At 68.6% G+C, this 18,678-nt stretch carries 17 protein-coding genes; 8 read left to right on the top strand and 9 right to left on the bottom strand.

Going from position 1 to position 18,678, the window contains the following annotated elements:
• Nucleotides 1-82: 82 nt before the first annotated feature.
• From BW971_RS04305 to BW971_RS04295, 3 genes are read right to left on the bottom strand one after another with little or no spacing between them, the layout of a single operon-like run.
• Entirely contained in the window at nucleotides 83-988 is a 906-nt protein-coding gene (locus BW971_RS04305) for an acyl-ACP desaturase (RefSeq protein WP_234974227.1), read from the bottom strand.
• Nucleotides 989-1,029: 41 nt separating this feature from the next.
• A complete protein-coding gene (gene glyA, locus BW971_RS04300; RefSeq protein WP_076476893.1) occupies nucleotides 1,030-2,337 on the bottom strand; it encodes a serine hydroxymethyltransferase in 1,308 nt (435 codons plus the stop codon).
• Between the two features lie 10 nt (nucleotides 2,338-2,347).
• Nucleotides 2,348-3,553 carry a DUF2268 domain-containing putative Zn-dependent protease gene (locus BW971_RS04295; protein WP_076476891.1) on the bottom strand — a complete coding sequence of 402 codons (1,206 nt, stop codon included), beginning with the start codon at nucleotides 3,551-3,553 and terminating at the stop codon, nucleotides 2,348-2,350.
• Between the two features lie 118 nt (nucleotides 3,554-3,671).
• On the opposite strand from BW971_RS04295, the gene coaA reads away from it, so the two are divergent.
• Nucleotides 3,672-4,604 (top strand): type I pantothenate kinase, encoded by a 933-nt coding sequence (gene coaA, locus BW971_RS04290; RefSeq protein ID WP_076476890.1) that lies wholly within the window; start codon nucleotides 3,672-3,674, stop codon nucleotides 4,602-4,604.
• A 137-nt stretch (nucleotides 4,605-4,741) separates the two neighbouring features.
• On the opposite strand, the gene BW971_RS04285 is transcribed toward coaA, so the two are convergent.
• On the bottom strand, nucleotides 4,742-5,524 hold the full coding sequence (locus BW971_RS04285) for an isoprenyl transferase (protein ID WP_076476888.1): 783 nt from the start codon (nucleotides 5,522-5,524) through the stop codon (nucleotides 4,742-4,744).
• A 172-nt stretch (nucleotides 5,525-5,696) separates the two neighbouring features.
• On the opposite strand from BW971_RS04285, the gene trhA reads away from it, so the two are divergent.
• Together trhA and BW971_RS04275 are read left to right on the top strand one after the other, a co-directional pair.
• Complete coding sequence (trhA, locus tag BW971_RS04280) at nucleotides 5,697-6,323, top strand: PAQR family membrane homeostasis protein TrhA (protein WP_076477391.1); 627 nt, start codon at nucleotides 5,697-5,699, stop codon at nucleotides 6,321-6,323.
• Nucleotides 6,324-6,407: 84 nt separating this feature from the next.
• Nucleotides 6,408-8,036, top strand: a complete 1,629-nt coding sequence (locus BW971_RS04275; RefSeq protein WP_076476887.1) for an alkaline phosphatase D family protein — start codon at nucleotides 6,408-6,410, stop codon at nucleotides 8,034-8,036.
• A 151-nt stretch (nucleotides 8,037-8,187) separates the two neighbouring features.
• On the opposite strand, the gene BW971_RS04270 is transcribed toward BW971_RS04275, so the two are convergent.
• Nucleotides 8,188-9,381, bottom strand: coding sequence for a citrate/2-methylcitrate synthase (locus BW971_RS04270; RefSeq protein ID WP_076476885.1), 1,194 nt, complete (start codon nucleotides 9,379-9,381; stop codon nucleotides 8,188-8,190).
• Nucleotides 9,382-9,447: 66 nt separating this feature from the next.
• Here BW971_RS04270 and BW971_RS04265 point away from each other — a divergent pair, with 66 nt between their 5' ends.
• The 3 genes from BW971_RS04265 (at nucleotide 9,448) to BW971_RS04255 (ending at nucleotide 11,949) form a co-directional block, all read left to right on the top strand.
• Nucleotides 9,448-10,650, top strand: a complete 1,203-nt coding sequence (locus BW971_RS04265) for a citrate synthase (RefSeq protein ID WP_076477388.1) — start codon at nucleotides 9,448-9,450, stop codon at nucleotides 10,648-10,650.
• 82 nt (nucleotides 10,651-10,732) lie between these two features.
• On the top strand, nucleotides 10,733-11,347 hold the full coding sequence (locus BW971_RS04260) for a ClpP family protease (protein WP_076476884.1): 615 nt from the start codon (nucleotides 10,733-10,735) through the stop codon (nucleotides 11,345-11,347).
• Nucleotides 11,344-11,949 (top strand): ClpP family protease, encoded by a 606-nt coding sequence (locus BW971_RS04255; RefSeq protein ID WP_076476882.1) that lies wholly within the window; start codon nucleotides 11,344-11,346, stop codon nucleotides 11,947-11,949. Before BW971_RS04260 ends, BW971_RS04255 begins: the two co-directional genes overlap by 4 nt.
• A 10-nt stretch (nucleotides 11,950-11,959) precedes the next feature.
• Here BW971_RS04255 and BW971_RS04250 read toward each other — a convergent pair whose 3' ends face one another.
• Nucleotides 11,960-12,322, bottom strand: coding sequence for a helix-turn-helix domain-containing protein (locus BW971_RS04250; RefSeq protein WP_076476881.1), 363 nt, complete (start codon nucleotides 12,320-12,322; stop codon nucleotides 11,960-11,962).
• A 70-nt stretch (nucleotides 12,323-12,392) separates the two neighbouring features.
• A complete protein-coding gene (locus tag BW971_RS04245) occupies nucleotides 12,393-13,463 on the bottom strand; it encodes a 3-deoxy-7-phosphoheptulonate synthase (protein WP_076476879.1) in 1,071 nt (356 codons plus the stop codon).
• 239 nt (nucleotides 13,464-13,702) lie between these two features.
• On the opposite strand from BW971_RS04245, the gene BW971_RS04240 reads away from it, so the two are divergent.
• Nucleotides 13,703-14,032, top strand: a complete 330-nt coding sequence (locus BW971_RS04240; protein ID WP_076477386.1) for a YnfA family protein — start codon at nucleotides 13,703-13,705, stop codon at nucleotides 14,030-14,032.
• Between the two features lie 9 nt (nucleotides 14,033-14,041).
• Here BW971_RS04240 and BW971_RS04235 read toward each other — a convergent pair whose 3' ends face one another.
• Entirely contained in the window at nucleotides 14,042-14,488 is a 447-nt protein-coding gene (locus tag BW971_RS04235; RefSeq protein WP_076476877.1) for an Lrp/AsnC family transcriptional regulator, read from the bottom strand.
• A 110-nt stretch (nucleotides 14,489-14,598) separates the two neighbouring features.
• Between BW971_RS04235 and rocD the strand changes: the two genes are divergently transcribed.
• Entirely contained in the window at nucleotides 14,599-16,656 is a 2,058-nt protein-coding gene (gene rocD, locus BW971_RS04230) for an ornithine--oxo-acid transaminase (RefSeq protein WP_076476875.1), read from the top strand.
• Here rocD and BW971_RS04225 read toward each other — a convergent pair.
• Complete coding sequence (locus BW971_RS04225; protein ID WP_076476873.1) at nucleotides 16,643-18,658, bottom strand: thioredoxin domain-containing protein; 2,016 nt, start codon at nucleotides 18,656-18,658, stop codon at nucleotides 16,643-16,645. The two genes, rocD and BW971_RS04225, sit on opposite strands and share 14 nt — an antisense overlap.
• Between the last annotated feature and the right edge of the window lie 20 nt (nucleotides 18,659-18,678).

Below are 18,678 nucleotides of genomic sequence, written 5' to 3'. Positions count from 1 at the left end.
CCCCGCGGTCCGTCAGTCGCCAACGTACGCCCGCGGTGGTGTGTCGTCCTGTCAGCCGCGCCGTGTGTTGGTGAACAGTGGGTTACGCGGCGGCCCGTGCCAGCAGCCGATCCCGTGCGGCCGCACCCTGGTCGGAGAGACCGGTCAGCGACTCCACCGCGAGCGCCGCGGCGAGGTCCGCGGCGATCCGCGCCTGCACCGTCTCGTCGCCGTAGGCGCTGATCAGCGCACGTTCGGCGTCGAAATCGACGATGTCGGCGCCGATCGGCTCGGCCGCCGCCAACGCCCCTTCGACCGCGCGCACGGTCCCGTCCGGGTCGACGTTCAACGCCACGTCGAGGAACCGGGTGAACGTCGTGGCCTGCAGCGCGTCGTCGTCGCGGACGCGGCGCAGGATCTCGGTCAGCGGCCCGTCCGCGTGGCCGATCATCGCATCGACGAAGTGCACACACTGACGTTCGTGTACTGCCATCAGGGCCAGCACGTCCACGGGGCCGAGCGTCTTCTTGACGTTCGACTCCTGCAGGTAACCGGCCGTGACATGCACCAGACGTCGGTGCTCGGCATCCTCCGGGTCGATGATGCGACGCACCACCAGGTAGTCACGCAATGCGATGGAGTGCCGGTTGTCCTCGGCCGTCCACACCCCGACCAGGCTCTTCCACTCGTTCCACGTGGGAAAGTAGAGCGCGATGACGCGGTGGAAGGACGGCAGGTTGTCCTTGGTGAGCAGCAGGGCCAGCAGCGCGGCGCGTAGTTCGGCGTCGTCGGTCCCCTCGTCGGGTACGAAGTCCTCACCGCCGAGGAAGGCGAAGTTGCGGCCCTCGTCCCACGGCACCCAGTCGTGCGGGTTCCAGGCCGTCGCCTGCGCCTCGTGCTGGTCGGCGATGCCGGGCAGCGCCTTGTCGAGGGCCGCGAGCAGGTCCTCCTCGCTCAGGTCACCCGTACTCGTGTCACCGGTGCTCTCGGAGTTGACGGAAGAAGTCACCGGCACATCCTAGAGAACGCCCCCGCGGGATGGGAAACCCCTCAGGGCTGACGCGTGCTGAGCAGTCCCCAGTCCTCGAGTCCTTCATAGAGCGGGAAGTCGAGAGCCAGGGCCGACACACGTCCTCGCAGCGCCGACACGTCGGCGTCTCGGCCCGCGACCAACGCGGTCGCCACGATGTCGGCCACCTCGGTGAACTGCTCCGGTCCGAAACCGCGGGTGGCCAGCGCAGGTGTACCGATACGCAGGCCGGAGGTGACCATCGGGGGGCGGGGATCGAACGGCACCGCATTGCGGTTGACGGTGATACCCACGTCGTGCAGCAGATCCTCGGCCTGCTGTCCGTCGAGGGGGCTGTTGCGCAGGTCCACCAGCACCAGATGCACATCGGTGCCACCGGTCAGCACCGACACCCCGGCACCGGCGACGTCCTCACCGCCCAGCCGGTCGGCCAGGATCTGCGCGCCCTCGATGGTGCGGCGTTGCCGCTCTGCGAACTCCTCGGTGGCCGCGATCTTGAAGGCGACTGCCTTCGCGGCGACGGCATGCATGAGCGGACCGCCCTGCTGGCCGGGGAACACCGCGGAGTTGAGCTTCTTGGCCCAGTCCTTCTTGGCCAGGATCAGCCCCGACCTCGGGCCGCCGAGCGTCTTGTGCACCGTGGACGACACCACATCCGAGGCGGGCACCGGTGACGGGTGCAGCCCCGCCGCGACAAGTCCCGCGAAATGGGCCATGTCGGTCCACAGCAGGGCACCGACCTCGTCGGCGATGGACCGGAACGCGTCGAAGTCGAGGGTGCGCGGGTAGGCGGACCATCCGGCGACGATGACCTTGGGCCGGGCGGCGAGCGCGGCCCGGCGCACCTCGTCCATGTCGATGCGGAAGTCCTCCTTGCTGACCCCGTACGACTCGACCTCGTAGAGCTTGCCGGAGAAGTTGAGCCGCATGCCGTGGGTCAGGTGACCGCCGTGGGCCAGATCCAGACCGAGCATGGTGTCACCGGGATTCAGCAGCGCCATCAGCACCGCGGCGTTGGCCTGCGCACCGGAGTGCGGCTGCACGTTGGCGAACTCGGCGCCGAACAGCTCCTTCGCGCGGTCACGAGCGATGTCCTCGACGACGTCGACGTACTCGCAGCCCCCGTAGTACCGACGCCCCGGGTAGCCCTCGGCGTATTTGTTCGTCAGCACCGACCCCGCGGCCTGCAGCACCGCCCGCGGCACGAAGTTCTCCGAGGCGATCATCTCGAGCGTGTCGCGCTGGCGGCTCAACTCTCCGTTCATCGCCGCGGCGATGTCCGGGTCGAGTTCGGCGAGGCTGGCGGAGTTGAGGTCGAAGCCGGTCATGGCGGTCAGTCTAGGAGGATATTTCCGCCCGCAGTGCCCTCGGGGTCAGCGGCTCGTCCAGCAACCGGCCGAACCGCCGTAGTCGGTCCCCGTGCGGGTCGGCGTCCAGCCACTGCTGCAGCAGCCGGAAACCCTCGACATAGGTCGACACGTAGGCGCGCCACAACGACGACGACAGCAACCGCAGCATCTGACGGGACCGCTGCGGCGACGACAACAACCAGGTCTGCAGGAACTGCTCGACGGTGTCGGAGTCGGCTCCGCGGTCGTGCAGCAGCAGCGCCGCGTCCTGACGGACCGACAGCAGATCCGCGGTCGCGGCACCGACCCGCTCGGCGCGCGCGCCGTCGAACCGCAGGCCGAGGTCGGCGTAGATCTCCTGGGCCCACAACCCCCAGTGCTCACCCACCGCAGCGGTCAGCGCGTGATCGGCCAGTCCTTCGGCGAGCAGACACTGCGGGGTGTTGACCAGGAAGATGTCGTGCTCGTGGCGTCCGTCGTCGGCCACCAGCAACCGCTCCTTGCGACAGTGTTCGGTGTGATGACCCGGGTAGGCCTCGTGCGCGATCAGCGCGGGCAACGATGACATGTACTGGGTGAGGTCGCCGTTGATCGCCACCCGCGAGCGGTGGTCGCCGAGGTAATAGTTGAAGCCGGCCCACGGTTTGTCGGTGACCACCTCGAAGTCGACGATCTCGTTGTCGGGCAGCGGGTACCGTTCCCGGACGATCTCGCGCAACGCACTGCTGAATGCACGGACACAGTCGTCGACGCGGTCGGCGGGGATCTCGTCCCCCCGTCGGTGTCCGGCATAGCGCTCGGCCAACGGTCCGTCGCCGGCCAGCACCTGGTCCAGGTCCTGGTGGGCCTCTTCGTAGCGCGTGGGGTCCCCCATCGCGATGTCGACGTCGAAATAGGCGTGCACCTCGTCGACGAACCCGATCTGCTCACCGGCGAAGGTGCGGGCCGCGCACTCCAACGCGGTGACGTGGGCGGTCAGGAAACCGGCGCGGTCGTCGGGGAGTCCGGAGGCGGCCACCTCGGCGCGGAGTGCCGCGGCCCGCGCGGCCAGGTCCCGCGGAACGGGTGCGGGCGCGTTCTCCACCTCCCGCCGCAGTCGCGGATCACCGGTGTAGGCGTCCACGAACCCCGACTCGATGCGGTCGAAGGCCAGACCCAGTCGCAGGTACTCCTCCACCACCGGTTCGATCGCCATGGCTCCCGACCGTAGCGCAGGCGGCGGCGCCCCGAACTGCACTAATCGACCCCGACTGCCCGCGAACCGGGGTGATTGGCCACACTTGGCATATGCGGGCGAACGCCAGAGGGACGTCATGTCACGGATGACCGAGCCGAGCCCGTACATCGAACTCGACCGCACCCAGTGGCGCAGCCTGCGTCAATCCATGCCGTTGGTGCTCACCGAGAGCGAGTTACACGAACTCCGTGGCCTCGGTGAACAGATCGACCTCGACGAGGTCGCCGACGTGTACCTACCGCTGTCGCGACTCATCCATCTACAGGTCGCCGCTCGCCAGCGACTGTTCGCCGCCACCGCGACGTTCCTGTCCGACCAGCAACCGCAGCGCCAGGTGCCGTTCGTGATCGGCGTCGCCGGGAGTGTGGCCGTCGGCAAGTCGACAACGGCCCGCGTGCTGCGTGCGCTGCTCGCCCGTTGGGATTCCCACCCCACGGTCGATCTGGTCACCACCGACGGCTTCCTGTACCCCACCGCAGAACTGCAGCGCCGCGGCATCATGCACCGCAAGGGGTTCCCCGAGTCCTACGATCGTCGCGCCCTGCTGCGGTTCGTCACCGAGGTCAAGTCCGGTGCCGTCGACGTGGAGGCGCCCGTCTACTCCCACCTCACCTATGACATCGTGCGGCACGTCAAACATCACGTCCGCCAACCCGACATCCTCATCCTCGAGGGCTTGAACGTCCTGCAGACCGGCCCCCGGCTGATGGTCAGCGACCTCTTCGACTTCTCCATCTACGTCGACGCCCGCATCGAGGACATCGAGGACTGGTACATCCGGCGGTTCCTGGCCATGCGGTCGACCGCATTCGCCGATCCCGAGTCGCATTTCCACGACTACGCGTCGCTCACCGACGAACAGGCCACGCTGGCCGCCCGCGACATCTGGAACGGCATCAACCGACCCAACCTGGTGGAGAACATCCTGCCCACCCGACCTCGGGCGACGCTGGTGCTGCGCAAGGACGCCGACCACACCATCAACCGGGTGCGCCTTCGGAAACTCTGAGCGTCGTTCTGCCTGCTCAGGCCCCGGCACGAAATCTGCGGGACATCGGTTCGCCCGCAGTTTTCGTGGTTCGCTGCTGATGCGTCAGCGGGAGATCATCGAAACTGCGGGAGATCCGCCCCGCCCACGCCCGAACCTCAGGCGCCGAAACGCCGGGACCGCGCCGCGTAGTCGCGGATGGCACGCAGGAAGTCCACCCGCCGGAACTCCGGCCAGTAGGCGTCGGTGAACCAGATCTCCGAATACGCGCTCTGCCACAGCAAGAACCCGGACAGGCGCTGCTCCCCCGAGGTCCGGATCACCAGGTCGGGATCGGGCTGACCTCTGGTGTACAGATTCTGATCAATGGCGTCGACGCTGACCGAGGAGATCAGTTCGTCGACCGTGGCGCCCGCGGCCGCGCGTTCGGACAACAGGGACCGCACCGCGTCCACGATCTCCTGACGACCGCCGTACCCCACCGCGACGTTGACGTTGATCCCGCTGCGTCCCGCCGTGCGTTCCTCGGCCGTCTTCAACCGCTGCGCGACCGCCTCGGGCAACTGGTCGACGTTGCCGACGATCCGTACCCGCGATCGTTCGTCGGGGCCGGCGATCTCGTCGACGATGTCGGGCACGATCTCCATCAACGCGTCGAGTTCGTCCGACGGCCGGTTCAGGTTCTCGGTGGAGAGCAGGTAGATGGTGACCGTCTCGATCTCCAGCTCGCCGGCCCAGCGCAGCACCTCGGCGATCTTGCGGGCACCGACCCGGTGACCGTGGCTGACGTCGTCGAACCCGGCCTCGCGCGCCCAGCGACGGTTGCCGTCGCAGATCAACGCGATGTGACGCGGATTGCGGGCGGGGTCCATGAGTTGCACCAGGCGCTTCTCGTACACCCGGTACATCGGTCCCCGGACCTGATCCGGCACCAACTTCACGACGGTCGCTCCACCCCAGACACCTTACGGGCAAGACACCTCACGGACGTGTCGTCACGGCGGCGACGACCACGACGACCTACGGTACCGTAGGTTCATGTCCGAATTGCTGGATGAACCCTTCGCCGACGGACCGCGTGAGCTCGACACCCTGGCCGAGTTCAAGCCGCGGATGCGCGGCTGGATCCACCTCTACTCGGGCTTCGCGGCCATCGTCGCCGGCATCGTCCTCGTCGCGGTCGTGTGGCCGTTACGCGGCGCGGCGGATGCGGCGGCCTGCGCCCTCTACGCCGTGACCGTGGTGGGGGTGTTCGGGGTCAGTGCGACCTACCACCGGGTCAACTGGGCCACGCCCGCCGCCCGCGTGTGGATGAAGCGGGCCGACCACTCGATGATCTTTCTCTTCATCGCGGGCAGCTACACCCCGTTCTGCGTGCTGGGTCTGCCGGCCCCGGCGCGATGGATCGTCTTGTGCGTCGTCTGGGTCGGGGCGGTCGGAGGGGTGACCCTGAAGATGTTGTGGCCGTCGGCACCCCGGTGGGTGGGCGTGCCGCTGTACCTGATCCTGGGGTGGACCATCGTGGTCGTCGCACCAGAGCTGGTGTCCACGAGTGGGGTCGCGGTGGTGGTGCTGTTGGCGGTCGGCGGGCTGCTCTACAGCATCGGTGGCATCCTCTACGCCAGCCGGTGGCCCAATCCGTGGCCGAGTACCTTCGGTCACCACGAGGTGTTCCACGCCTGCACGGTGGTCGCCGCCACCGTCCACTATGTCGCGGTCTGGTTGCTCGTTCTGAGATGAGCCGTCCGGACTTCACACCGGTGTCACCGACAGGTCACCGGGCCGACCCCTGCGGTCCAGCGCGATCTGATCGGCTGACCGATCATGAGCCCTCGGACCACATCCCCCCAGATCGTCGTCGGCCCCGACAAATCCCTGCGTTCCGGACTGTCCCGTAGGCAGTTCGTCACCTGGACCGGCGTCGCCGCCGGCCTCGCCGCGGTGCCGGGACTGTTCACCGCCGACGCACAGGCCACCCCGGCCCCCGCAGGCGGCGACCATCTGTTCACCCTCGGCGTCGCCTCCGGCGACCCCATACCCGACGGCATCGTGCTCTGGACCCGGTTGGCGGCCAACCCGCTGGCCGGGGGTGGCGGGATGGGTCTCGCGCCGGTACCGGTGCAGTGGGAGCTGGCCGCCGACGAGCGGATGACCCGGGTGATCCGTCGCGGTGTGGAAGTCGCCACCGCCGACAACGGGCACAGCGTGCACGTCGATGTCCGGGGTCTGGCTCCGGCCACCGACTACTTCTACCGGTTTCGCACCGCCGGTCATCTGTCGGAGGTCGGACGCACGCGCACCGCGCCGTCGGCATCGTCTCGCCCGTCCGCGCTCACCTTCGCCCACACCTCGTGCCAGTCGTGGGGTGACGGCTTCTACAACGCGTGGGAGGACCTGGCCTCGCATGCGCCGGACGTGGTGTTCTTCCTCGGCGACTACGTGTACGAGAAGGGGATCGCTAAAGACGGTGCGCGAAGGCACACCACGGCGTTGCCGGAGTCGGCATTCACCGAGATGACGACCCTGGACGCCTACCGCGACCGCTACGCCCTGTACAAGAGCGATCCCCAACTGCGCCACGCGCACCGGGTGAGCCCGTTCATCACCGTCTTCGACGACCACGAGGTGGAGAACAACTGGGCGGGCGCGATCTCCGAGGACAACGCGCCCATCCCCCAGTTCCTGGCCCGCCGGGCACAGGCGATGAAGGCGTGGTGGGAGAACACCCCCGTGCGTGCCGCCCAACGTCCGCACGGCCCCGACGTCCAGGCCTACCGACGGTTCGACTTCGGGGACCTGGCCCGCTTCACCGTGCTCGACACCCGGCAGTACCGCAGCGACCAGGTCAACGGCGACACCGACAACCCGCAGGACGCGAAGACCGCCGACCCGCGCCGCACCATCACCGGTGCACGCCAGGAACGGTGGATCATCGACAGCCTGGCCGGCAGCGGGCGTCGCTGGAACGTGCTGACCCACCAGACGACCATCGCCGACCTCGCCCGCCAGGTCGACGGTCAGCGCAAGGTCAGCATGGACGGCTGGAGCGGCTACGAGGCGTCGCGAGCCCGCGTGCTCGACGGCCTCCAGCAACGCAATGTGCGCAACCTGGTGTCCATCGTCGGCGACATCCACCGCAACGTGGTGTCGGATCTGCGGTCCACCTACACGCGCCCCTCCCCGGTGGTCGGCGTCGAGCTGGCGGGAACGTCGATCGCATCCGGCAAGGACGGTGCCGACAGTGACACCGCCGATCAGCAACTGAAGGCGGCGTCACCGCACGTGCACTTCGGCAACGCCCAGCGCGGCTACGTGCTCAACCGGTTGAGCCCGCAACAGTGGCAGTCGGAGTTCCGGGTCGCCGACACCATCGGCGACCCCACCGCGCCGCTGCACCGTCGGGCCGTGATCACCATCCCCGAGGGCCGCCCGGAAGTCTCGGTACAGAGCTGAGGCGTGACTTCGGCCCACTCGAGCGGGATGACGGCCCACTCGACGCCGACAACGGCCCACTCGACCTACCCACCCATCGAGTGGGCCGTCATCCACGTCGAGCGTGCCCTTGTTCCCATCGAACGTGCCTTCGTTCACGTCGACCGGGCCGTTACCGCACCTCCGGGTGCGCCACATCCGAGGGCCGATCGGTCACGGCAGGCCCGACGTAGGTCGCGCGCGGACGGATGATGTGACGGTCGTGTGCCTGTTCGAGGGCATTGGCGGTCCACCCGACGACTCGACTCACCGTGAACGTGGGTGTGAACATCTCGCGGGGCAGTCCGCAACGATCCATCACCACCCCGGCGTAGAACTCGACGTTGGCGTACCGAGGACGGTCTGGCCGCGCCTCGGCGAGGACCGCGACGACCGCTCGCTCCACCTCGACGGCGACCTCGGCCAACCGCCCGCCCAGTCCCCGTGCCACCTCGCGTAACAGCTCCGAACGCGGATCGTGGGTGCGGTACACGGCGTGTCCGAAGCCCATCAGACGTCGTCCCGCCGCGAGTTCGTCGCGGGCCCACCCGGTGGCGACCTCGCCCACGGTGGCCACCGTCATCTCGGGTCCGCCACGCGCGACGATGGCGTCGAGCGCATCCAACGCACGATCCGGCGCGCCACCGTGCAACGGACCCGAGAACGCCCCGATCGCGCCGCAGATCGCTGACGGCAGATCCGCACCGGTGGAGGCGATGACACGGGCGGTGAACGTCGAGGCATTGAAACCGTGTTCGACGGTCGCGACGAGATACTGCTCCAGAGCGCGGATCTCGCCGGTCTCGACCTCCTGCCCGGTGACTGCGTGCAGCCAGTAGCCGGCGGTGTCCAGATCGTCGCGTGGTCGTACTGGTTCGAGGCCGTGCGCCGCACGATGGACCGCGGCGAGCAGAGTGGGCACCATCGCGCACAGCTGGATCCCGTTCTCGCGACGGGTCGCCTCGTCGGTGTCCCACAGCGGCGACATCCCCGTGTACTGCGCAGCCGCCGACAACACCGTCCGCAGGTCGATCAACGGCCGATGGGTCTGCCCGGTCGCACCCACCGTACGAGCGAAGTCCAGCAGGCCGGGATCGACGTGACGGTGACGGCGGACGGTCTCGACGAAGGCGTCGAGTTCCGCTGGCTCGGGCAGTCGGCCGTACACGAACAAGAACCAGACACGTTCGAACGAGGACGACCGTGCGAGGTCGATCGCCGAATACCTGTTGTAGTGGAAGAATCCCTCATTCCCACGGACATCACCGATCTCGGTGTCCGCGACGGAGATGTCCGATAGGCCGGGAGCTGCGTCGACGAGTGTCATGTGGCCTAGATTCGGCCAGGACGACACACTCGTCAATGTTGATCGGATCAACATCAGGAGGTGACCGTGCGACGCCACACGCGACGATGGCCGGATGCCGTCCACCACGACGGTCGCGACTACCTGACCACCGCCCAGACCGCCCGGGTCCTCGGCGTCCGCCCCGCGACCCTGTACGCCTACGTCAGTCGGGGACAGCTCACCAGTACCCGGATCGCCGGTGTGCGTGGCAGCGTCTACGCACTCGCCGAGGTCGACGCGTTCGCGCGACGCACGGTGAGCCGCCCGCCCGCCGGGGTGGTGGAGCGGATCAGGACCGAGCTGACCCTGCTCGCCGACGACGAGTTGTACTACCGGGGTGAACGGGCGGTCGATCTGGCCTGGAGCCGCGACTTCCGCCAGGTCGCCGGTCTGCTCTGGGACCGGCCCTGGCCCACGGTCGACCCCACCCCGGTGCGGGTGCCGGCCCAGTGGCGCGGCATCGACATCATCCGCACGGTCGGCGATCATCTCGGCGCGCGCGACCCCCACCGTCACGACATCACCCCCGACGCGGTGGTCGGGGTGGCGGCGCGCGTCATCGAGACGACCGTCGGCTCCTTACCGCTCATCGGTGTGGACTCCACCCGGTCCGACGCTTCGGTGGCACGTCGACTGTGGCCGCGGTTGTCACCGATGGCCCCCACACCATCGCGGGTGGCCCTGCTGAACGCGGCGCTCGTCCTGTTGGCCGATCACGACCTGTCCGCAGGCGCGGTCGCGGCACGGGTCGCGGCGAGTTCCCGGGGCAGCGCGTATGCGGTCATCTCGGCAGGACTCGGGGCGTTCGACGGCCCGTTGCACGGCGGTGCCACCTCCCTCGCGCAGGAATTTCTCTCCGAGGTACTGCGCGCTCCCGACCCGGCAGCGGTCATCGGTCGCCGCGACCGGCTGCCCGGGTGCGGTCACATCGTCTACACCGCACGCGATCCGCGCGCGGAGTCACTGTTGTCGGCGTTGGCCACCGAGGGTGGGCGCGACGACATCCCCGCGGCGATCGACGCCATTCGGGCCGGGGCCGTCGACCGTGGACGAGGTCTCGTCAACTCCGACCTGGCGCTCGCCGCCGTGGCCACCCGGTTCCGGATGGTGCCGGACGCGTCGACGACCATCTTCGCGTTGGCCCGCATCGTCGGCTGGGTGGCCCACGCTCTCGAGGAGTACTCACAGGCCCCGTTGCGATTCCGGCCCGAGGGCGTCTACGTGGGAAAGCGGCCATCCGGCACCTGACTGATCGCTGCCCGCAGCGGATTGTCGCTGCTCACGGCAGCACGACGCCGGTGTCCCCCGGTCGGCGCCGACACTGGAGGCCATGAGCGACGACACGCGCACACCACCCCTGACCCGACGCACCGCAGAAAGTCTGTTGAGCCAACGCATCCTGATGCTGGACTCGGCACTGGACGATGAGATCGGTAGCCAGCTCTGCGCCCAGCTGGTGATGCTCTCGGCGGAGGACCCGGTGACCGACATCGGGTTGTGGATCAACTCGGTGGGCGGGTCGGTGCCCGCCATGCTGGCCATCATGGACACCATCGCACTGGTCCCCAACGACGTGGTGACCGTGAACCTCGGGATGGCGTACAGCGCGGGACAGTTCCTGCTCTGTTGCGGGACGCGCGGCAAACGCTTCATCCTGCCGCATGCCAAAGTTCTTCTGCACCAGGGATCGGCAGGCATCGGCGGATACGCCCCCGACATCGAGTTGCAGGCCGACGACCTCCGGCACGTGCGCGACACCGTGCTCGGCATCATCGCCGAGCAGACCGGCCAGAGCACCGACCGCGTCTTCGCCGACTCCCTCCGCGACCACGTGTTCACCGCCGAGGAGGCTCGCGACTACGGGTTCGTCGACCACATCGTGGACTCGGTCTCGCAGATCCGGCCGGTGGCACCGGCGGTCGCAGGATTCGGGGCGACCCGATGAGCACCTACACCATCCCGAACGTCATCAGTCGCACCCCGCAGGGCGAACGCGTGATGGACGTCTACAGCCGGCTGCTCGACGACCGCATCGTCTACCTGGGCACCGAGATCGACGACGGCGTGGCCAACGCGCTCATCGCCCAACTGCTGCACCTGGATTCGGAGAACCCGGACATGCCCATCGATCTGTACATCAACTCGCCCGGCGGATCGGTGATGGCGACGTTCGCGCTGTACGACACCATGCGGTACTGCCACGCACCCATCGCCACCACCTGTGTGGGACAGGCCTTGTCGTCGACGGCTCTGTTACTCGCGGCGGGTGAACCGGGGCGGCGCAGCGTGTTGCCGCACGCCCGGGTGTTGCTGCACCAACCGTCGGGGCAGGGACGGGGCACCATCCCCGATCTCATCCTGGCCGCAGAGGAGATCCTGCGCACCCGTGAGGAGATCGAACAGGCGCTGAGCCGACACACCGGGCAGGATGTGGCGACCCTGCGTCGCGACACCGACCGCGACCGCGTGCTGCGGGCCGCCGAGATCGTCGAGTACGGCATCGCCGACCGGATCATCGACGACCGTGCCGTGGCGTCGGGCAGCTGACGCCCGAGGATCAGGCGGCGAGCGCCACCGGGCCGCGAGAACTCCCCGCGGGGTTCACGCGCACCACCGGCACGGAACGCAGCCGCGGCGCGACGCGACGGCCGAGTTCGGCCGCGACCTCGGTGGTCAACCCCAGCAGGGTCAGATCCAACGAACCCGCCACCGCCGCGAGCACCTCGCTCGACGCGTCCTTGCGGCCGCGTTCGAGTTCGGAGAGGTATTGACTCGAGACCCCGGCCCGCCGCGCGGTCTCGACGAGTCGCTCATCGCGGTCGTGACGGTGTCGGCGCAGGACCCGACCGGTCACCTCCCGCAGCAACGGCTCCATCGGCGTGCCGGTGGGTCGCCGCATCACATCCGCCCGATCGTCCATGCGCCGATGGTAGGGCGACACCGCGACACCGCGTGCCCCCTTCTGCTGTCAGCAGAAGGGGGGCACACCGTCAGCAACGGGCGAGGTCGGCGAGTACCTCGGTGGTGGTGTCCCAGCTCATGCACTTGTCGGTCACGGACTTTCCGTAGACCAGCGGCCGCGCGTCCACATCCTGCGCACCCGCCTCCAGGAAACTCTCCAGCATCACGCCGCTGATCACGCCTGCTCGTCCGGCGGCTCGGCGAGCCCGGATGGAGGCGGCGACCTCTCCCGCGACCGCCGCCTGGCGTACGTGGTCCTTACCGGAGTTGGCGTGGCTGCAGTCCACCATCACCCGCCCGGTGAGCCCCGCCTCGTCCAGTGCCGCCACGGCGGCGAGCACCGAGGCATCATCGTGGTTGGGGCCGGGAGTACCACCGCGCAGGATCACATGGCAGTCGGGATTACCGGCCGACTCCACCAGTGCACCGTGCCCGAAGTCGTCGATGCCGAAGAAGACGTGCTGAGCCGCAGCGGCTCTCACCCCGTCGACCGCGACCTGCACGGTGCCGTCGGTGCCGTTCTTGAAGCCGACCGGCATCGACAGCCCGGACGCCAACTGCCGATGCACCTGCGACTCGGTGGTGCGCGCACCGATCGCTCCCCAGGCCACCGCGTCGGCGATGTACTGCGGACTCGTCGGCTCCAGGAACTCACACCCCACCGGTAGACCGAGGTCGATGACGTCGAGCAACAACGAACGCGCGGTCCGTAATCCCCGCTCCACGTCGAAGCTGCCGTCCATCCCCGGGTCGTTGATCAAACCCTTCCACCCGACCGTGGTACGCGGCTTCTCGAAGTACACCCGCATCACGATCTTCAGCCGGTCGGCGTACTCGGCGGTCAGGGCCGCCAACCGCCGTGCGTAGTCGAGGGCGGCGATCGGGTCGTGCACCGAACACGGGCCGACCACCACCAACAGCCGGTCGTCGGTGCCTGCGAGGATGGCCGCGATCTCGTCCCGGTCCCGCTGTACGGCCAGCGCCCGGCGACTCGTCAACGGCAGTTCGCTGCGAATGATGCTCGGCGACGGGATCTCCCGGAACGCGGTGATCCGTCGGTCGGAGGTGGTGACGATGGTGGTCGAGGAGCTGACGCTCATGTCGGCTGTGCCTTCCTGATTCGGTTCCCACGGAACCTGGTTTCTCAGGGCACGCCCACTGATTCCCGATGCCCTGACAACAAAAAAGCAGCGACCGGGATGGTCACTGCTCGGGCTCCGGGTGTGTGGCTGCGGGTCGCCTAGGTCGACGCTCCATCACCGGCTCCACCCGGAGCCGAGATAAAGCGCCAATAGGCGCGGACGGTGCTGCTCACGTCGCCGACATTAGCATGACCTGCATGACGGTCACGAAATCGGTGCTGCTGTTCGTACTGGCCGCGGTGTTCGAGATCGGCGGTGCCTGGTTGGTGTGGCAGGGTGTCCGCGAGAACCGCGGCTGGATCTGGGCCGGTTTCGGCGTGATCGCCTTGGGTGTCTACGGATTCGTCGCCACCCTGCAGCCGGACGCGACTTTCGGGCGGGTGTTGGCGGCGTACGGCGGGGTGTTCATCGTCGGTTCGCTGGCGTGGGGCATGGTGTTCGACGGTTTCCGACCCGACCGTTACGACATCGCCGGCGCCCTGCTCGCACTCGTCGGCATCGTGGTCATCATGTACGCGCCCCGCTGATCGCAGCCCTCAGGGGTGCCCACGGTCGATGAGCTGGGACAACACGATGATCGACTCCGAGTGGTCGACGTTGTCGGCCTCGCGGACCCGTTCGAGCGCCCGTTCGAGATGCTGTACGTCGCGGGCCATCACCCGCAGGATGGCATCCGCCTGGCCGGTGATGGTGGCCGCGCTGACCACCTCCGGGATTCCCTCCCACGACCGTTTCAGTTCGGCGGGTGCGATGGTGCCCCGGCAGAACACCTGCACGTAGGCCTCGGTCGTCCACTGCAGCGCGGTCGGATCGACGATCGTGGTGAAACCACGGATCACCCCCTCGGCGATCAACCGATCCACCCGGCGCTTGACCGCCGGTGCGGACAGTCCCACCTGCTCACCGATCTGGGCGTACGTCTGTCGCGCGTCACGGGTCAGCGCGGCGACCACGGCGCGATCGATGTCGTCGAGGTCACGCACGGGAAAGACGCAACGATTCGTGGTTTGACGGATATATGCACAACATATCGTCATCATATGCGCAACATCCGGAGATTGATTGCGAGCATAGGCGCCTCTAGCGTCGAGTCGTGACGATCACAGACGCCGCTCCCGCCCCGCACACCATCCGGACCGCACGCTCACGCCGGTACGCGATGACCCCGCCGACCCACTTCGCGGTGACCTACGCGATCAATCCGTGGATGCACCCCGGCGTCCCGGTGGACACCGATCGCGCTCTGGCGCAATGGAACACGCTGCGCGACATCTATCTCTCGCTGGGTCACGCCGTGCTGACCGTCGACCCCCAGCCCGGTCTGCCCGACATGGTCTACGCCGCCAACGGCGGCCTCGTCACCGAGAACACGGTGGTCGCGGCGCAGTTCACCCACCCCCAGCGAGCCGCCGAGGGTCCGGCCTACGCCGACTGGTTCACCGGTCAGGGGTATCGCGATGTGGGGCACACCACGCTGCCCAACGAAGGTGAAGGCGACCTGCTGGTGGTGGGTGACCGGATCCTGGCGGGCACCGGTTTCCGGACACACCGCGACACCCACGCCGAGATCGCCCACCTCACCGGGATGGAGGTGATCACCCTCGAGTTGGTCGATCCGGTCTTCTACCATCTCGACACCGCCCTCGGCGTGCTCGACGACGACACCATCGCCTACCACCCGGCCGCCTTCTCCCCCGCGTCGCAGGATGCCCTCGCCGCGCTGTTCCCGGATGCGGTGCTGGTCGGCGCCGAGGACGCCGCGGTGCTGGGACTGAACTTCGTCTCCGACGGTCTGCACGTGGTGATGACCGACGCCGCACCGGATCTCGCACTGTCCCTCGCCGCGGCCGGATTCCGGCCGATCACGGTGGACCTGTCGGAGCTGCTCAAGGGTGGTGGCGGCGTGAAGTGCTGCACGCTCGAACTGCGACACGCTCCACCCGTCACCGATCGGTCGGACCATGACCCGGTGGCGCACAACTACTCCCCGCTGCCGGTGGTGGCGCACAGCGCGGAGGGAGCGTGGATCACCGACGTCGACGGTGACCGGTACCTCGACTGCCTCGCCGCGTACTCGGCGGTCAACTTCGGTCACCGGAACCCGACCGTGCTCGCCGCGGTCACCGACCAATTGTCCCGTCTCACGCTGACCAGTCGCGCCTTCCACTCCGATCGCCTCAGACCGTTCTGCGCGGATCTCGCCGCGCTGTGCGGCAAGCAGATGGTGCTGCCGATGAACACCGGTGCCGAGGCGGTGGAGTCCGCACTGAAGGTGGCGCGCAAGTGGGGGTACGAACGCAAAGGTGTTCCCGACGGTGCGGCCACCATCATCGTGGCGGGCGGGAACTTCCACGGCCGCACCATCAGCATCGTCAGCTTCTCCGACGATCCCGAGGCGCGCGACGGTTTCGGCCCGTTCACACCGGGATTTCGGTCGGTCCCCTACGGCGACGTGGACGCGATCGCCGCCGCCATGGACGACACCGTGGTCGCCGTCCTCGTCGAACCCGTCCAGGGTGAGGCCGGTGTCGTGGTCCCGACGGACGGTTACCTGCCCGGGATCCGACGGCTCTGTGACGCGCACAGTGCACTGATGATCTGCGACGAGATCCAGTCGGGTCTCGGCCGCACCGGACACACGCTTGCCGTACAGCACTGGGATGTGATGCCCGACATGATCACCCTGGGCAAGGCGCTGGGTGGCGGAGTGATCCCCGTGTCGGCGGTGGTGGCCGACCGCTCGGTGCTCGGGGTGCTGCAACCGGGTCAACACGGCTCCACCTTCGGCGGGAACCCGTTGGCCGCGGCCGTGGGCCAGACCGTGGTCGGGATGCTCGCCGACGGGTCGTGGCAGCGCCGCGCCGCCGACCTCGGGGCGCATCTGCACGAACGGCTCGGCGGCCTGATCGGCCACGGGGTCACCGCGGTCCGCGGACTCGGGCTGTGGGCCGGTGTGGACGTGGACCCGTCGGCGGGTACCGGCAAGGAGATCTGCCTACGGTTGGCCGCGGAAGGCGTGTTGGCGAAGGACACCCACGGCTCCACGCTGCGATTCGCACCACCACTGGTGATCACCCACGACGAGATCGACTGGGCCGTGGACCGATTGGCGACCGTGGTGAGCCGCGGCCCGTCCGTCAGCGAGAGGTGAGTGTAGACGTGAGCGCGCGGTCGTCGGTGACCGGCAACCCGCATACCGCACCCCGGCAGACGTAGGCGGCGTCCATCCCGTCGACGGTTCCGCGGCCGTCGAGCAGCGGCACCGAGTCGGCGGCGCCGTCGACGATGACCGTGCCGCCCGGTGCGCTCCTGCGAGCCGCCCGGGCAAGGCTGCCGTCGCTGTCGACGGTCTCCGACACCGCGATCTGCAGCGGACCGGCGACCCGCGCCTCCGCGACCGCCAGCCAGTGCCCCGCCGACCGCGCCAACCGGGCCAACACCACCGCCGACCGGTTCAGCGTGAGGTCGGCGAGTTCGGCGTAACGTTCCGCGTCGGACACGGGCGCGAGCGTCGAGGCCACGAGCAACGCCTCGGCCAGCAGCGACGCCCCGGACGGGGTGGCGTTGTCGACGGGATCCCGGGGCCGGGCGATGAGATCGGACACGGGGCTGTCGTACCAGGACCCGGGCGCGTCCGGGTCGGCGAATGTGTCGACGGTGGCGTCGAGCAGTTCGAGTGCGGTGTGGCGCCAGATGGTCGCACCGGTCACCTGATGCAGGGTGAGCAGTGCGGTGACCAGGGCGGCGTGGTCGTCGAGGGCCGCGGCCGGTTCGCCGACCACCCCGCCCAACGACGACCGCCGGAGGACCCCGTCGACCAGGTGGGTGTCCAGGATGGCGGTGGCGCACCAGGCGGCGAGCTCGATCCACTCCGGTCGGGACAGCCCGGCGCCCGCCTCGGCGAGCGCGGTGATGGTCATGGCATTCCACGCGGTGACCACCTTGTCGTCGCGACCGGGTTGCGGCCGCCGCATGCGCGCGGTGAACAGTCGTTCGGTCACCGATCGCAGGCGTTCAGCGTCGTCGGGGTCGGCGAGCACCTGCAGGACCGACGCGCCGTGCTCGAACGTCCCGTCCTCGGTCACGGTGAACACCTGGGCAGCCCAGCGTCCGTCGTCGGCCCCCAGCACCTCGACGAGCTGATCCGGGGTCCAGACGTAGGTCAGCCCCTCCACCCCGTCGGTGTCGGCGTCCAACGACGACGCGAACCCGCCGCCTACCCGTAGGTCGCGCACCAGAAAATCGACGATCCCCTCGGTCACCCGCAGTGCGTCGGCGTCGTCCGTGACTCGTGCGAGGTGCGCGTACGTACGCAGCAGCTGCGCGTTGTCGTACAGCATTTTCTCGAAATGCGGTACCACCCAGCGGTTGTCCACGGCGTACCGGGCGAAGCCGCCGCCGAGCTGATCGTGGATCCCGCCGCGGGACATTGCCGAACAGGTGCGGCGTACCGCGTCGAGCACGGCGCCGGCGCCGGTGCGCTCCCATCCACGGAGCAGGCCTTCGAGCAGTGCCGACGGCGGGAACTTGGGCGCACCGCCGAAACCGCCTGCGGTGCGGTCCTCGTCGGCCAGGATCGCCGTGTCCGCGTGGTCGAGCAGGTCGGCGTCGACGGTGACCCCGCTGTCGGGCAGGGCCTTGGCGTTGGCGGCGAGCTGGTCGCGCAGCGCGGCGCCGACCTCGTCGACCTCGTCGCGGCGGGTGGCCCAGGTCTCGGTGATGGCCGCCAGCAGCTGGCCGAACGACGGCATACCACCGTGCGGAGTCGGCGGGAAATAGGTGCCGCAGTAGAACGGCTCGCCCGCGGGAGTGAGGAGGCACGTCATCGGCCAGCCACCCTGACCGGTCATGGCGACGGTGGCGGTCATGTAGATCGCGTCGATGTCGGGCCGTTCCTCACGGTCGACCTTGATGCAGACGAAGTCGCGGTTCATGATCTCGGCGATGGCCGGATCCTCGAACGACTCGTGCGCCATCACATGACACCAATGACAGGCGGCGTACCCGACCGACAACAGGATCGGGACGTCCCGATCAACGGCCTCGGCCAGTGCCTCGGGGCTCCATTCCTGCCAGTGCACCGGGTTCTCGGCGTGCTGGCGCAGGTACGGGGACCGGGAGTCGGCCAGTCGGTTCGCGCCCACTCGACTCATCTCTCCATGGTGGCACGGGC

This window comes from Williamsia sterculiae (genome assembly GCF_900156495.1).
GTDB classification, from domain to species: Bacteria; Actinomycetota; Actinomycetes; order Mycobacteriales; family Mycobacteriaceae; genus Williamsia_B; species Williamsia_B sterculiae.
The sequence above is the reverse complement of the archived record's forward strand: the minus strand, read 5'-3'. Positions and strand labels throughout refer to the sequence as shown.